Source organism: Sulfuriflexus sp. (assembly GCF_032250955.1).
In the GTDB taxonomy this organism is placed as follows: Bacteria; Pseudomonadota; Gammaproteobacteria; order AKS1; family AKS1; genus Sulfuriflexus.
This window is the reverse complement of the sequence record NZ_JAVVES010000029.1, coordinates 15222-30438: the sequence shown is the minus strand read 5'-3', so window position 1 is coordinate 30438 and position 15217 is coordinate 15222. Positions and strand designations below refer to the sequence as shown.

The window sequence follows — 15217 nt, the reverse complement described above, 5'->3', positions numbered from 1 at the left end:
CCTTTGGGAGAAGGCCAGGATGAGGGAGTAAATAAAACAATATGTTATCGAATCTAAATCCCCTCACCCTAACCCTCTCCCGAAGGGAGAGGGAATTAACGGGACAGCAGTGTAAAGCCCTATAATAAAAAATATGGACAAATACCTAGCCCTCATCGTTGATGACGAACCGGATATTCTCGAACTGCTGGAGATGACCCTCTCGCGCATGGACATCGACTGCCAGAGTGCCGCCGACATCGCCACCGCGCGCGGGTTGCTCGACAGGCACGATTTCGATCTGTGCCTCACCGACATGCGCCTGCCGGACGGCGATGGCATCGACCTCGTGCGCCACATGCAGCAACTGCACGCGAATGTCCCGGTGGCGATGATTACCGCGCACGGCAACATGGAACTGGCGATTACCGCGCTCAAGGCCGGCGCCTTCGACTTTGTCTCCAAACCGGTCGACCTGGGCGCGTTACGCAAGCTCGTCAACACGGCCCTGAAGCTGTCACACAAGACGCATAACAAAGCCCCTGACCGGTCTGCCAATCAACCTGACGCGGCCGCGGAATCTGCCACGCTGCAACTGCTCGGCGATGCCGACATCATCCAGCGCACCCGCGAGACCATCAAGAAGCTCGCCCGCAGCCAGGCGCCCGTATATATCAGCGGTGAATCCGGCAGCGGCAAGGAACTCGTCGCTCGCCTGATCCACGAACTCGGCCCGCGCGCCGACAGGGCCTTTGTGCCGGTGAACTGCGGCGCCATCCCGCAGGACCTGATGGAAAGCGAGTTCTTCGGCCATAAAAAGGGCAGTTTCACTGGCGCGGTGAGCGACAAGACCGGCCTCTTCCAGGCCGCTGATGGCGGCACCCTGTTTCTCGACGAAGTGGCCGAGCTGCCCCTGCACATGCAGGTCAAGCTACTACGCGCCATCCAGGAAAAGTCCGTGCGCCCGGTCGGCGAACAGCGCGAGACCCCGGTCGATGTGCGTATCCTCAGCGCCACCCACAAGGACCTGGCCGCGCTGGTCAGCGAAGGCAGCTTCCGCCAGGATCTGTTCTACCGCATCAATGTTATCCAGTTAGCCGTGCCCAGCCTGCGCGAACGCAGCGGTGACATTCCCCTGCTCGCCGGGCACATTCTCGGCAAGCTGGCCGCTGAAATGGGCCTGGCCACGCCCCGGCTCACCCCCGAGGCGCTGGACGTCCTGGCCGGGTATCCCTTTCCCGGCAATGTCCGTGAACTGGAGAACATCCTCGAGCGCGCCATGACCCTGTGCGAGGGAGAAGCCATTGAGGTCGCCGACCTGCACCTGCCTGCGGCCCATACACCCACTGCCGCCGACGAAAGCCTGCTCATGGCCGACCTGGATGGCGAAATGCCGCTGACGGATTACCTCGATTCAATCGAGAAGGACGCCATCCAGCAGGCCCTGGAACAGTCCCGTTTCAACAAGACCGCGGCGGCGAAAAGGCTCGGCATCACCTTCCGCGCCCTGCGCTACCGGCTGAAGAAGCTCGGCCTCGAAGAATAGCCACCCATAATCGTAGGTCGGCTTAGGAACCGGAGGTGACGTGACCGTAGCGCAGCGTAGAAAATACTTGATGAAACGCTGAAAGCGGTTCTGAAGTGAAGCCGACGTGCCCATGTGAAGAAATGCGTCGGATTACGCTGCGCTAATCTGACCTACAAAACTACAGAACTGACGCTCAGCGTCACATTCTGCCCTGCAGGTTTCACTGGCAAGGAAAAATACCGGCATCCAGATGCCAAAACCGCATCCAACCCATCACGACAAACAAATAATTTACACCAATATTTCAATTACTTAGTCTACCACAGGTCGGGTGAGCACCTGCCAACCACCCGTTTGGCACAGCCCTTGCTCCAGTTACGGGTAAGTGATGAAACAGCGCCGCTGTTAACGCGCCAATTCAGAACACGACAACCCAAACAACTGAATTTTCAGGAGAGCATAATGAAAAACGTACAACAAGGTTTTACACTGATTGAATTGATGATCGTTGTCGCGATTATCGGTATTCTCGCCGCCATCGCCATCCCTGCTTATCAGGATTACACTATTCGCGCAAAAATCACTGAGGGGGTAGGGGCACTGGCTGCAGCAAAAACTTCAGTCTCTGAGTACTATATCTCTGAGGGTGGAATGCCTGCAACTGCTGCTCAAGCTGGTGTCAATACTGGCGCTATCGGTGATTATGTCGCGGGTGTCGCTTACACGCAAACAAGTACCACAGTAGGTGTTGTCCAGGTAACACTCGCCGCCTCAGGTCTCGGTACTGCAAATGGCACAACGTTTAAATTGACCGGTACAGGTAGTGCCCAAGGCGTCTCATGGGATTGTTCGAAAACTACTACGCCCGAAAAATTCTTGCCGGCGAATTGCCGATAATAAACCTGAGGAATTACGGATAATCCTGTAATTCTGAAAGCACTTAGGTATTAGCACAAATAGGCCCCTCGTTATGAGGGGCCTATTTTATTTGGCTATTTATTATAAACAAAAGGTTCACAAGCACGAACCCCAAAACCCCCTATCTAATCGGCTTATAAGGCATGGCTACAACAAATCCAAACTATACTCAGTGGCCTTATACGCCCGCTCCTTCATGAGGCCTGCCCGCCAATGCTGGCGCCGCCAATCGGGGCAAATAATTTCGGAAGAGACCACTCCGGCAGCCCCTTTGTTTATGCCTGCATCAGTACATTAACGAAAGCCAGTACACCGGATAAAACGTACTCTTTTCACCGGCGCTTACTGGTAATAGCATCTTACCCTCATATATACTGTCATAATGCCGACGTTGACCAGACCCCGGGCGGGCTCAAGACAAGTTACAGCCACCATGCATAACAATAAAACACGGCTTCCTCACCTAAACAGCAAGCTCCTCTTGTTAATTGTGCTACTACTGACCATCGCCCTCTACTTGCCCGGGCTTAACGGGCCCTTCCTACTCGATGACTTTACAAACACCCTTCAGCTCAGAATGGCCGAACTGAACTGGCAACAACTCTTACCCTTGTCCTTTTCACTGGAAAACGGCCCGCTTCTACGCCCACTGGCCAATGCCAGCTTCGCTCTGAATTTTATCTTTTTTGGTGAAGACCCCTTAAGCTTCAAGGTCACCAACCTAGCGCTGCATTTATTTACCGGCATTCTACTTTACCTAGTCGGCAAGAATATTCTCCACCGCTGCCTGCAGGGCAGGCCCGGCGAAAAATGGGCCAGTTCAATCGCACTCGTTGCCGCTTCAGTATGGTTACTCCACCCCTTGCATGTCAGCACGGTGCTCTATGTCGTGCAACGCATGGCCCAGCTTTCAACCCTGTTCACCCTGCTTGCAGTCCTGGCCTATATCTATGGCCGTGAACGCATCAGTCAAGAAAAAAGGTTTGCCTATACCCTTATTCTACTGGGCTATTTTATATTTGGCCTGCTGGGGATGTTCTCGAAAGAGACTACGGTACTCCTGCCCGGTTATATCCTGCTCATCGAGGTATTCGTATTCAGATTTCGCACACCTGCCACACAGGCAGGGGTTCGTGATACCCGATTCCTGACCACTTTCGGCATGATTACCATACTGCCCATTGCGCTTGGCTTGGCTGTTTATATTTTAAAAAATGATACCTTTCTTGCCGGTTACATACACCGCGACTTTTCTCTGGGGGAACGCTTGTTGACAGAAAGCCATGTCCTCTGGGGTTATATAAAACAATATTTCTCTCCACAATTATCCGAGATGGCATTGCACCATGATGGCTACCCCGTCACCTCCACTTTCGATACCCTGACCATCCTCGCCATTACCGGTTTGCTGGGGCTTGCCATCACGGGTCTACTGCTCGTCAGAAAAGAACCCGTCATTGCCTTGGGTATTTTCTGGTTCCTGTTATCCCACGCACTTGAATCCACGGTTTTTCCACTAGAGATCAAGTTTGAACATAGAAACTATACAGCGATGTATGGTCTGCTTCTGGCCGCTATCTATGGACTTTACCGTTTCACTGCCTCCACAAGCTATGCGCTATATGCCAAGGGCTTTCTGGGCATGTTTATGTTACTACTATCCTTCCAGACCTTTAGCCGTAGCAGTATATGGGCCACCGAGGATACGCTATTCCAGTTTGAAGCCCAATTTCAGCCCAATTCGTACCGCTTGATTAACTGGGAAATAAATGCGCACCTGCGCAACAGAAACTTTGCAGCCGCACGGGAAAAGACCGCACATCTACGAAATATCCACCCATGGGATGCGGCCGCCCCCCTACAAGACATCATTATCGATTGCGTAGAAATATCTTATTCCAATAATGCCAAAACCATAACTTCAACCCGATATATCACCGAGAGCCTGACGCTGATAAACCATGCTCGTCACCTCGGTTTCACACCACACAGCCTGACCAGCCTGAATCGTATTGCCAACCACTGTAGCAATATTAGCAACAAGGAACTTATAGCCCTATTTAATGCGGTACTTGCCAACCCCAGGGCAATAGAAAATCCATTATTAAAACAAAAATTTCTTGTGCGACTGGCAAGAGTGCATAACGAATCAGGGCGCGCACAGGTTGCAACAAGTATACTGAAAGAGGCCCACCGAGTGAGGCCTGATAGACTAGATGTGTTACTGGAGAAAGGTTATATGGAAGTTAGTGCCGGTGATCTGAACAGTGCCCGAGAAACCATCGAGCAATTAAAAACACTGAATGGTGCACTGCCTTTTTTCAGAAAGTACACATCTCAAATAATGAAACTGGAGTCTTCCATCAATCAGGAAGAAATTACTCTCAAACGTTGATAGTCGGGTGTCGATATGGATAAAAAACTTTCCATTGTTATACCAGCGAAAAATGAAGCGTCTAACTTGGACAAGCTTCTTCCCAAATTACGTACACTTTACTCTGAAGCAGAAATCATCGTTGTTGACGACGGATCAACTGACAATACCGTACAGGTTTGTGAAGCTCAGACAGTAAAATCCGTCCGTCATCCATACAGTAAAGGCAATGGTGCAGCTATCAAAACCGGTGCCCAGGCAGCCAGCGGAGAAATTATTATTTTCATGGACGCCGACGGCCAGCACAAACCCGGCGATATAGAACACCTGCTGCGCAAGTTTAACGAGGGCTACCACATGGTCATTGGCGCAAGAAGTTCCAGTTCACATGCGTCGATAGGCCGAAGGCTGGCCAACGGTATTTACAATACCCTGTCGAGTTGGATGACTGGACAGCAGATCCTTGATCTGACTTCCGGGTTCAGGGCAGTGAACGCCAAAAAATTCCGGGAGTTTCTGCACATGCTGCCGAACGGCTTCTCCTACCCGACCACGATTACCATGGCATTCTTCCGCGCCGGTTATTCGGTCGGTTACCAGCCCATTGAAGCCCTGAAACGGGGCGGCAAGAGTCATATCAAACCATTAAAGGATGGTATCCGTTTCCTCCTTATTATCTTCAAGGTCGGGACACTCTACTCTCCGCTGAAAGTTTTTTTTCCTCTTAGCCTGTTGCATTTATTAATAGGTATTGGTTATTACATTTATACTTTCATAAATAGTGGACGCTTCACAAACATGAGTGCACTTTTGTTTACAACCTCTATCATAATATTTCTCATTGGCCTGGTTTCAGAACAAATCACATCGCTAATCTATAGCCGCACAGGGAATAACAAGTAATATCATGCCTGATCGTCATAACCGATGGCTTTCAAGAATAGAGTATCTTTTCTCATTTCTCCGGACAGGGAGTGCCGGGCAGCATAAGAAACTTCTTACCTTCGCCATTATTCTCTTCTTCTTCGGGCTGTTCTACTCACTGTATGAAAGCCAGCATAGTATTACTAGCTTAGACTGGCTATATATTCTGATTATATTAGCCCTATGCCTGCCGCCTACAATCATCATCAATGGTGTCAGATATAAATATACTTCATCACTTGCTCATAATCATATAAGTACGCAACGGGCACTAAATATCAGCATCTTGAGTTCAGCGGCTAATATACTGCCGCTACCTGGGGGAGTGATGGTGAAACTGGCTAATTTGAAGAAGCCAGAAAACACCTATTCAGACTCATTTCAGGCAATATTAACTGCTTCATTTTTATGGCTGTCACTAACATCCATGTATTCCGGAGGCTGGCTGATTTATTTTAAACAATTCAGCCTTGGTTATACCATGCTGTTAACCGGTGCTTGTCTTTCAGTCTATGCATCACTCACTATTAGAAAGATTACCCAGGATTATAAAATCCTATTGGCATTACTTTTAATAGAAATTCTTGCTATACAGGTTGACGTAATAAGGATGTATTTTGCGTTCAAAGCAATTGGCATAGACACCAGTTATGCGCAATGTTCTGTTTTTGCGATAACCAGCATAATGGGATCTATAGTTAGTATAGTGCCAGCAGGACTCGGTGTAAGAGAGATTTTTGCCGCATTAATTTCGACAACAATCGACATTCAGGCATCTCATGCCTATATTGCAGTTTCAATTAATAGAATACTTGGGCTGACGGTTATTATTCCTGTTACATATTTCTTATTGAAGACAAGCCCGGATCCTCCTGCCGAACACTAGGTGCTTTTTTACATCAATGTAGCGAGCAATATCGAAAAGCATGGCTCCTATTCAGCCATTGGAGCCTAATGCGTCCTTAATACAATTTTTATTAGTATTTGATCGCGCCTGTAACTCTGTAATCCTGTCTTTTAAATTTCTGCATATTTCCAATTTATTCAATAGAGCCCTTTCTGCAGTATTGGCAACAGTACCTGCATCCAGCCTCTGAAGAGGCAGCATATATTCTTCTTGACCCACCTGCTCGCAGAACTCCATGACTTTAGGATCATAACCCAAGCCTATAAATGGAATATAACCTCGCGCGGAAAATACAAGTGAGTGCAAACGCATACCAAGCATCAAATCAAACTGTTTTACTATATGCATTACTATTCTCGGTGACAGCCCTCCCGGAACAATAAGGAATTGATCGGTTTTCTTTATTAGTAACTGTATTTTATTTGCTATAAGATCGTCCTGTTCAGGGTGCATGGAAATAAAGACAAAAATTGCATCGCGTTCGCTTTGTATTCGATCAATCGCCTTGCATAATTCGTGTAACTGTTCCTCAAATTGCGATGAAACTCTCTCTGAAAGCCTGTGCTTCCCTGGCTCAGGCCGAAATGATAAACCGATCAAGTGTTCGTGCTTTCTTTTCAGATTGCAAATCTTGTTGAAATACCTATTGTTTACAGGGACCTCTCCATACCCCAAGGTCAATGCCAGATCGGCACATACACTTATGTTTTCTTCAGGTATTCCAATTTCCTTACACACATCTAATGAAGCTTTATCACGTACACATAGTTTCTGTGCCTTTCGTAAGATAATCTTGGTCAGCCACCTCCCTGTTTTTCTTCGTAAGGGACCTACCCCCAGGCCGACTCCAGCAAAGGGGGTGCCAGAGATAATCGCCATAACAGGTCGGCTGAGATGGAAAAGCAGGTTCCCAAAACTACTTGAATCCTGAATAAGTCCACCACCACCGACTATCAGCAAGTCGGCTTTATGAATGACCTTCCATGTGGCAAAGAAACCCTTCACAACGCCAGAATATACAATAGTGTGTTCTGGATGCCGCTTTTTCGACTCTTCTGGGAAAAGGCTCAGGATACACATCTCGATCTCTTCATTCAGTTCATTTATCTCATCTATCAATGATTCGAGAAGCGCTTCATCACCAGTGTTTAATGTACCGTATGAGTTGGATAAAACGATTTTAATATTTTTTCGATGTTTATTATCCATATTCATATTTAAATTTTTATATCCATAAAATAGCAACTTGCACTACAGATTTTTCTTATTCCCTATATTTAAGAATGTTCTCTATAATGATATTCGTTGCCAAGTTATGGTTTTCGGCCTTGCTATCTTCCGCGCAGTGTTTTCTTGAAGCAAGAAATACACTATCCCGTTTGGCATCCCAGGTGGTAAGCGCAATATTTACCCCAAGCCCATCTATCCTCTCAGTTCTATTTCTCAGAACAATGCATGGTTTTTGTAAAAATGTCGCCTCTTCCTGAATTGAACCACCATCAGTAACTATATATTTACATCCAATAAGCATTTTAATAAATTCATGATAAGGGAGCAGATCAGTAATTATAATATCTTCACTTTCTTCCAATAGATGCATTAATCCAAACTTGAGTAAAAATTTTTTCGTAGGCGGGTGGAGAACAAATGTACATGGACCAATACTTGAGGCTAATTCAATAATATACTTTATGGCCTTCTCCAGATGTTTTTTACTAGATATAGTCTCGTATCTATGTAATGTCACCACGTTGTAACTACTATTTTCGCTCTCCCCTTTAATAGTATACAAATCACGAATAAGTCTGACCGCATCATTACCCGTGTTGTAATGAGTATCAATAATCCTTTTCCCATCTTTATAATTCATTATTTTAGTTGCAATATCACTGCCTGGAATGAAAAGTATATCCGCGCCTTTTTCTACTATTCGGCGTATTAATTCTTCCGGGAACGGTTCCAGTAGCTTACCACTTCGCAGACCGGCTTCGACCAGACCTAACCTCATACCGGCAAGCTTAGCTAGCACAAGACCGACTAAAGTTGACAATGTGTCACCATGAACCAGTGCAATACCTTCTTTATCTAAAAACAGGGTCTTTTTTATTTTCCACCAGGTAATGACATGTATGCCCACACTAAACAACCAGACAAATATGTCCTTGTAACTATCAAGCGGTCGGTCAATATTTGAGAATTTACTAACCACAGGTTTTAGTCTGAAAACTTGCAAAATATTGTCTGTCAAACCACCGTGCTGTGACAGATCGAGCAAATGATAGCGAATCCCTCTTTTCTCGAGAGAGAACATGATGGGAGCCATCTTTATAAATTGAGCCTTCGTCCCAATAACAATGTGTATCATAACTTATTATTTTTTAAGTAAATTATTATCATTTCCTCGTAGCAATCCCAATGACATAAAGGTTTTGGCCTCGGAAATATAAACCAGAATGATAAATTAAGCTGTAGTGTATGTGCTGATATAAAAATAGGGGACTCAGTGCGAAAAAGATACGGATCATTATTGAAGACCTGATAAGCATCATATTGCCGGCCACCCACTTATATTTATAACATACTGATAAATAAACATTTTATTTTTCATGCAACAACCCGAATTATGTTCTATTCTAATTCAAAGGACTGAAAGTAGCTTTACTTACGCTCGGCCATCATTTCTACTAGAATATTTTTAGCTTTGTATTCTAACATTTTGTAATAATTGAATTTTAGGCTATTATCAAATAGTTGAAGCGGTTCACAGACAAATTCCCGGAAGTACGTACAATAATTACATAATTATGGCGACAACAAATCCACAAGTAGCACTCAGCGGCCTCGCACGCCGGCTGGTTTTTGACGGCCTGCTGGCCGAGGCCGATGCCGCCGCCGCCCACGACGCCGCCCTGAAGAACAAGATCCCGTTTGTGACCCACCTGGTGACAAACAAAATCCTCGACAGCCTGAATATCGCCAACGCCGCCTCGCAGGAATTCGGCGTGCCCCTGTTCGACATCAGTACCATGGACATGGAGGCGGCCGCCACCGCGCTGGTGGATGAAAAGCTCGTTCGCCAGCATCACGCCCTGCCCCTGTTCAAGCGCGGCAACCGCCTCTATGTTGCTGTTTCCGACCCGACCAACCTGCAGGCGCTGGATGAGATCAAGTTCCATGTCGGCGCCAGCACCGAACCGGTGCTGGTCGAGGATGACAAGCTCAGCAAGGCCATTGACCATGCCATGGAGGCCCACGACACCAGCCTCAGCGACCTTGGCGACACCGATCTCGATGACCTCGACATCACCAGTGGCGACGAGACGCCCCAGGATGACAGTAGTGACGCCGATGTCGATGACACCCCGGTGGTACGTTTTGTGAACAAGGTCCTGCTTGATGCGATCAACAAGGGCGCCTCGGATATCCACTTCGAGCCCTATGAAAAGACCTACCGGGTGCGTTTTCGCCAGGACGGGATATTACGCGAAGTCGCTTCGCCGCCGGTCAATCTCGGCAGCCGCCTGTGCGCCCGCCTGAAGGTCATGTCGCGCCTGGATACCTCGGAGCGACGCATCCCGCAAGACGGGCGCATGAAAATGAACCTGTCCAAGAACCGCTCTATCGATTTTCGTGTCAATACCTGCCCGACCCTGTTCGGTGAGAAGATCGTCATGCGTATCCTCGACTCGGGCAGCGCCAAGCTCGGCATCGATGTGCTCGGCTACGAGGAAGATCAGAAAGCACTCTACATGCAGGCTCTCGCCAAACCGGATGGCATGATCCTCGTCACCGGCCCGACCGGTAGCGGTAAGACCGTGTCGCTGTATACCGGGCTTAATATCCTGAATACCGAAGACCGCAATATCTCCACCGCGGAAGACCCGGCGGAAATCAACCTGCCGGGGATCAACCAGGTCAATGTCAATAACAAGGTCGGTCTGACGTTCGCGAGCGCCCTGCGCGCCTTCCTGCGCCAGGACCCGGACGTGATCATGGTCGGGGAAATTCGTGACCTGGAGACGGCCGAGATTGCCATCAAGGCCGCACAGACCGGGCACCTTGTGCTGTCCACCCTGCATACCAATGATGCACCGAAAACCCTGTCGCGTTTAATCAATATGGGCGTGGCGCCCTATAACATTGCCTCGACCGTGGCCCTGATTATTGCCCAGCGCCTGGCCCGGCGTCTTTGCAGCCAGTGCAAGAAACCAGTCGATATCCCCAGGGAGGCGTTACTGGCGGAAGGCTTCACTGAACAGGATATCGCCGGCGGGCTGAAGGTTTACGGCCCGGTAGGCTGTGACCAGTGCGCCGACGGTTACAAGGGCCGCCTCGGCATCTACCAGGTCATGCCGATCTCCGATGAGATGGGCCGGATGATCATGGAAGGCGGCAATGCCATCACCCTTGCCGACCAGGCCGTCAAAGAGGGCATCAGCGACCTGCGCCAGTCAGGTCTGAAGAAAGTGAAAAACGGACTCACCAGTCTGGAAGAAATCAACCGTGTGACGAAGGACTAAAACATGGCCGGAAAAGCGACTGCAGAAGATATTTTTATCTGGGAAGGCTCTGACAAAAAAGGCGCCAAAACAAAAGGCGAGACCAATGGCAAGAGCGTTGCCATGGTCAAGGCCGAGCTACGCCGCCAGGGCATTAACCCGACCAGGGTACGCAAAAAACCCAAGTCCCTGTTCGGTGGTGCCGCAAGGGGCAAGAAGATCACCTCTGGCGATATCGCCGTTTTCAGTCGCCAGCTTTCCGTCATGATGCAGGCCGGCGTGCCACTGGTGCAGGCCTTCGAGATCGCCGGTCGCGGCCATGAAAACCCCAATATCCAGGACCTGTTACTGACCATCAAGAACGACCTGGAGAGTGGTAACACCCTCGCCGAGTCGCTCGCCAAGCACCCTTTCTATTTTGACGAGCTGTTCTGTAACCTGGTCCAGGCCGGTGAGCACGCCGGTATCCTTGAAGACATGCTGGACAAGATCGCCACTTACAAGGAAAAGACCGAGGCCATCAAGAACAAGGTAAAAAAGGCCATGTATTACCCGGCAGGGATAATGATCGTCGCCTTTGTGGTCACGGCTATCCTGATGATTTTCGTGATTCCGGAGTTCAAGAGCATGTTTTCCAGCTTTGGGGCTGACCTGCCGGCGCTCACCCAGATAATCATTAATATTTCCGAGGTATTCACTGAATACTGGTATCTGATCTTCGGCGGCCTCTTTGCTGCCATTTACGTCTTCCTGCAGGCAAATAAGCGTTCGGTAAAGTTCCAGCACTTTCTGCAGCGCATGATGCTCAAGGCGCCCATTTTCGGCGCCTTGCTGCATAAGGCGGCTATCGCCCGTTTTGCCCGCACCCTGTCCACCATGTTTGCCGCCGGGGTGCCCCTCGTCGAGGCCCTGCAGTCCGTGGCCGGCGCCGCCGGTAACGTGGTTTATTCGACTGCCATTATTCGCATGCGTGACGACATCGCCACCGGCCAGCAACTGAATATCACCATGAAACAACAGGACCTGTTCCCGAACATGGTGGTGCAAATGACGGCCATCGGCGAAGAGGCCGGCTCCATCGATGCCATGCTGAGCAAAGTCGCCGACTTTTACGAGGCCGAGGTAGACGACATGGTCGATAGCATCAGCAGCCTCATGGAACCGATGATCATGGTCGTGCTTGGCGGCTTGATTGGCACCATGGTAATCGCCATGTACCTGCCTATTTTCAAACTCGGCGAAGTTGTCTAGGCAAGCATGGACATCATTACCCTGCTGGCAGAACAACAGGCCGTTTTTATAACGGCCTGTTTCATATTGGGCCTGTTGCTGGGCAGCTTTCTGAATGTGGTCATCCTGCGCCTGCCGGTGATCATGCAAAAGGAGTGGCACCAGCAATGCCGTGAACTGCTCGAGCTTGAGCGCCAGGAGGGCGTTGATAACCAGGTCTTCAACCTGGTCAGGCCCCGCTCATGCTGCCCTGAATGCGGCCACATGATCTCGGCGCTGGAAAACATCCCGGTCTTCAGTTACCTGTTTTTAAAAGGCAAGTGCGCCGGCTGCGGCACGCGGATATCACCCCGTTACCCGCTAATTGAATTACTTACCGCCGTTCTCACCGCCGTCGTCGCCTGGCACTTCGGCTTTACCTGGCAGGCGGGTACCGCGATGTTGCTTACCTGGGCGCTGATTGCGCTGAGCTTTATCGATATCGATCACCACTTGCTGCCTGACTCGATCACCCTGCCCCTTCTCTGGCTCGGCCTGTTGCTGAGCCTGGTGCCGGTCTTCGTTGACAGCCATACCAGCCTGGTAGGTGCCGCGGCCGGGTATTTGTCCCTGTGGCTTATCTATCACCTGTTCCGTATTCTCACCGGCAAGGAAGGCATGGGCTATGGCGACTTCAAGCTGCTGGCTGTGTTCGGCGCCTGGATGGGCTGGCAGATGTTACCCGTCATTATCATGCTCTCGTCCGCGGTCGGCGCGGTGATCGGCATCAGCCTGATCCTGTTCCGCGGCCGCGACCGTAACATCCCCATCCCCTTTGGCCCCTACCTGGCAGCCGCCGGCTGGATCGCCCTGCTCTGGGGCAATGACCTGACGGATGCCTACCTGCGTTACGCGGGTCTTTAAAAAAATCGAAAAATACAAAATCCAGCGGGGTCGAAATCCAGCGGGGTCGGAGTCGCCGCCTGAACCCACCGGGGTCGGAGTCGCCACCTACAGGTACTCTTGACCTGGTCACCAACGCCGCGGCTCGTCGTTCCAGCGAACCACCACACTCACGCGACTCCGACCCCTTATCCTTCCACTCACGCGACTCCGACCCCTTATCCTTTTAATCCCGTCCATTAATTTTTTATTTTATACGGTACAATCTTGCCATGCGCGTTATCGGTCTGACAGGGGGCATCGCCAGTGGGAAATCTGCGGCTGCGGAGCACTTTGCCGCGCTTGGTGTGCCCGTGATCGACGCCGACCAGATTGCCCGCGAACTGGTTGAGCCTGGCAAGCCTGCATTAGAAAGAATCTGTGAACGCTTCGGCAAGAGCATTCTGCTGGATAACGGTGAACTTAATCGTCCGTCCTTACGTGAGATCATTTTCAAGGATGCCCGGGCCCGCCATGACCTTGAGGCTATCCTCCACCCGCTGATTCGGGAAACGATTATTCAGCGTATTGATGAACTGGACGCGCCTTACTGCATTGTCGTTATCCCGCTACTCGCGGAGTCCGGGGACTGGGCCATGCTGGATCGCCGGCTGGTCATTGATTGTCCCGAGGACCTGCAACTGGCACGCCTGCAGCAACGCGATCGGCTCGACCCGGAACAGGCCGAACGCATATTGGCCGCCCAGGCCAGCCGGGAACAGCGCAAGGCCATTGCTGACGACATCATCGATAACAGTCATGACCTGGCCCACCTGCAACGTGCCGTCGAACGGCTGCATAAAAAATATCTCGGCGACTGCCAGCCGACCTCCTGAGCCTGACTATCTCTTTGATTTGGTGTAGATTTAGCGGAAGATGGCATTTGCCTCTATAATGCTGACTTTCGAGCCGAAAAACCTTAACAAGAAGCACACAGTGAAGCATATTTGCTACGAACAACCATTGAATGAGCGCATACGCACTTTCCTCAGGCTCGAACACCTGTTCAGGCAGGCCGCCTACTGGTTGGCCGGTGACAGCATCTGGCATAGCCGTGCAGTGCTCGACAGCCTGTTTGATATACAGAACGTCTTCGGCCGCGCTGATCTGCGCAGCGAACTCATCAAGGAACTCGAGCGGCATGCCGCCAATCTCGGCAAACTCGTCGATAACCCGAATGTCGATAGCAGCGCCCTGCAGGCCGTGCTCGATGACCTTGATGTCCTCATCGATCGCCTGCATGCCATTCATGGCCAGCCGGGACAAAAACTGCGTGACAATGAATTCCTGAACAGCATCCGCCAGCGCAACAGCATCGCCGGCGGTGACTGCGCCTTTGACCTGCCTGCCTATCATCAGTGGTTGCAACACCCGCCGGAACAACGCCAGGCCAACCTGCAGGAATGGGTCAGTGAATTCGACAGCATCCGCGACGCCGTGTTTATGATCCTGTCGCTGATCCGTGACAGTGCCACGGCCACACCACAGGTCGCCGAGGGCGGTTTCTGTCAGCAGTCACTTGACACCAATATGGCTTACCAGTTGATCCGCGTGCTGGTGCCCGAAGACCAGGCCTGCTTTGCCGAGATCAGCGCCGGTAAACATCGCTTCACCTTGCGTTTCATGCAGCTCGGCGACCTCGGTTCGCGCGCCACCCAGTGTGAGGACGATATCCACTTCCACCTTGCCTGCTGTGTACTATGACGACGTTTGTTAAGTGCCCGACATGCGGCAAGCAGGTAGCGTGGTCGGAAGACTCACGCTGGAAACCCTTTTGCAGTGAACGCTGCAAATTGATCGACCTCGGTGCCTGGGCCGATGGCAGCCACAGCATTCCCGGTGAAAAAGTCCTGCAAAAGTCTGATAGCGAGTCTGAAGACTAATAATCTAAAAGCCCAACGCAGAGGCGCGAAGACGCAGGGGACGCAAAGGAAAAT

13 protein-coding genes are annotated in these 15217 nt (G+C 50.4%); 11 read left to right on the top strand and 2 right to left on the bottom strand.

Annotation, left to right across the window (positions count from 1 at the left end):
* Positions 1-133 precede the first annotated feature (133 nt).
* The 5 genes from RQ738_RS07185 to RQ738_RS07165 all read left to right on the top strand — a co-directional run bounded on the left by RQ738_RS07185 (position 134) and on the right by RQ738_RS07165 (position 6609).
* Complete coding sequence (locus RQ738_RS07185; RefSeq protein ID WP_314163422.1) at positions 134-1525, top strand: sigma-54 dependent transcriptional regulator; 1392 nt, start codon at positions 134-136, stop codon at positions 1523-1525.
* Positions 1526-1969: 444 nt separating this feature from the next.
* Positions 1970-2404 (top strand): pilin, encoded by a 435-nt coding sequence (locus RQ738_RS07180; RefSeq protein ID WP_314163419.1) that lies wholly within the window; start codon positions 1970-1972, stop codon positions 2402-2404.
* A 454-nt stretch (positions 2405-2858) separates the two neighbouring features.
* Complete coding sequence (locus tag RQ738_RS07175) at positions 2859-4820, top strand: hypothetical protein (protein ID WP_314163418.1); 1962 nt, start codon at positions 2859-2861, stop codon at positions 4818-4820.
* A gap of 15 nt (positions 4821-4835) precedes the next feature.
* Positions 4836-5702 (top strand): glycosyltransferase family 2 protein, encoded by an 867-nt coding sequence (locus RQ738_RS07170; RefSeq protein WP_314163416.1) that lies wholly within the window; start codon positions 4836-4838, stop codon positions 5700-5702.
* Between the two features lie 4 nt (positions 5703-5706).
* Positions 5707-6609, top strand: coding sequence for a lysylphosphatidylglycerol synthase domain-containing protein (locus RQ738_RS07165; RefSeq protein ID WP_314163415.1), 903 nt, complete (start codon positions 5707-5709; stop codon positions 6607-6609).
* A 51-nt stretch (positions 6610-6660) separates the two neighbouring features.
* On the opposite strand, the gene RQ738_RS07160 is transcribed toward RQ738_RS07165, so the two are convergent.
* Positions 6661-7845, bottom strand: a complete 1185-nt coding sequence (locus RQ738_RS07160; RefSeq protein ID WP_314163413.1) for a polysaccharide pyruvyl transferase family protein — start codon at positions 7843-7845, stop codon at positions 6661-6663.
* A 49-nt stretch (positions 7846-7894) separates the two neighbouring features.
* Entirely contained in the window at positions 7895-8953 is a 1059-nt protein-coding gene (locus RQ738_RS07155; protein WP_314163411.1) for a UDP-N-acetylglucosamine 2-epimerase, read from the bottom strand.
* A 481-nt stretch (positions 8954-9434) separates the two neighbouring features.
* Here RQ738_RS07155 and pilB point away from each other — a divergent pair, with 481 nt between their 5' ends.
* From pilB to yacG, 6 genes are all read left to right on the top strand, one after another.
* On the top strand, positions 9435-11150 hold the full coding sequence (gene pilB / locus RQ738_RS07150) for a type IV-A pilus assembly ATPase PilB (RefSeq protein ID WP_314163409.1): 1716 nt from the start codon (positions 9435-9437) through the stop codon (positions 11148-11150).
* Positions 11151-11153: 3 nt separating this feature from the next.
* Complete coding sequence (locus RQ738_RS07145) at positions 11154-12380, top strand: type II secretion system F family protein (protein ID WP_314163407.1); 1227 nt, start codon at positions 11154-11156, stop codon at positions 12378-12380.
* A gap of 6 nt (positions 12381-12386) precedes the next feature.
* Entirely contained in the window at positions 12387-13262 is an 876-nt protein-coding gene (locus RQ738_RS07140; protein ID WP_314163405.1) for an A24 family peptidase, read from the top strand.
* 251 nt (positions 13263-13513) lie between these two features.
* Positions 13514-14116: a dephospho-CoA kinase gene (gene coaE, locus RQ738_RS07135; RefSeq protein WP_314163403.1), complete on the top strand. Its 603-nt coding sequence runs from the start codon at positions 13514-13516 to the stop codon at positions 14114-14116.
* A gap of 58 nt (positions 14117-14174) precedes the next feature.
* Complete coding sequence (gene zapD, locus RQ738_RS07130) at positions 14175-14984, top strand: cell division protein ZapD (protein ID WP_314163401.1); 810 nt, start codon at positions 14175-14177, stop codon at positions 14982-14984.
* Positions 14981-15163 carry a DNA gyrase inhibitor YacG gene (yacG, locus tag RQ738_RS07125; RefSeq protein WP_314163399.1) on the top strand — a complete coding sequence of 61 codons (183 nt, stop codon included), beginning with the start codon at positions 14981-14983 and terminating at the stop codon, positions 15161-15163. The genes zapD and yacG overlap by 4 nt, the downstream gene beginning before the upstream one ends.
* Positions 15164-15217: the final 54 nt, after the last annotated feature.

Excerpts from the sequence above, each read along its gene's own strand:
- RQ738_RS07185 (WP_314163422.1), top strand. The coding sequence starts at position 134 with ATGGACAAATACCTAGCCCTCATCGTTGATGACGAACCGGATATTCTC.
- RQ738_RS07180 (WP_314163419.1), top strand. The coding sequence starts at position 1,970 with ATGAAAAACGTACAACAAGGTTTTACACTGATTGAATTGATGATCGTT.
- RQ738_RS07175 (WP_314163418.1), top strand. The coding sequence starts at position 2,859 with ATGCATAACAATAAAACACGGCTTCCTCACCTAAACAGCAAGCTCCTC.
- RQ738_RS07170 (WP_314163416.1), top strand. The coding sequence starts at position 4,836 with ATGGATAAAAAACTTTCCATTGTTATACCAGCGAAAAATGAAGCGTCT.
- RQ738_RS07165 (WP_314163415.1), top strand. The coding sequence starts at position 5,707 with ATGCCTGATCGTCATAACCGATGGCTTTCAAGAATAGAGTATCTTTTC.
- RQ738_RS07160 (WP_314163413.1), bottom strand. The coding sequence starts at position 7,845 with ATGAATATGGATAATAAACATCGAAAAAATATTAAAATCGTTTTATCC.
- RQ738_RS07155 (WP_314163411.1), bottom strand. The coding sequence starts at position 8,953 with ATGGCTCCCATCATGTTCTCTCTCGAGAAAAGAGGGATTCGCTATCAT.
- pilB (WP_314163409.1), top strand. The coding sequence starts at position 9,435 with ATGGCGACAACAAATCCACAAGTAGCACTCAGCGGCCTCGCACGCCGG.
- RQ738_RS07145 (WP_314163407.1), top strand. The coding sequence starts at position 11,154 with ATGGCCGGAAAAGCGACTGCAGAAGATATTTTTATCTGGGAAGGCTCT.
- RQ738_RS07140 (WP_314163405.1), top strand. The coding sequence starts at position 12,387 with ATGGACATCATTACCCTGCTGGCAGAACAACAGGCCGTTTTTATAACG.
- coaE (WP_314163403.1), top strand. The coding sequence starts at position 13,514 with ATGCGCGTTATCGGTCTGACAGGGGGCATCGCCAGTGGGAAATCTGCG.
- zapD (WP_314163401.1), top strand. The coding sequence starts at position 14,175 with ATGCTGACTTTCGAGCCGAAAAACCTTAACAAGAAGCACACAGTGAAG.
- yacG (WP_314163399.1), top strand. The coding sequence starts at position 14,981 with ATGACGACGTTTGTTAAGTGCCCGACATGCGGCAAGCAGGTAGCGTGG.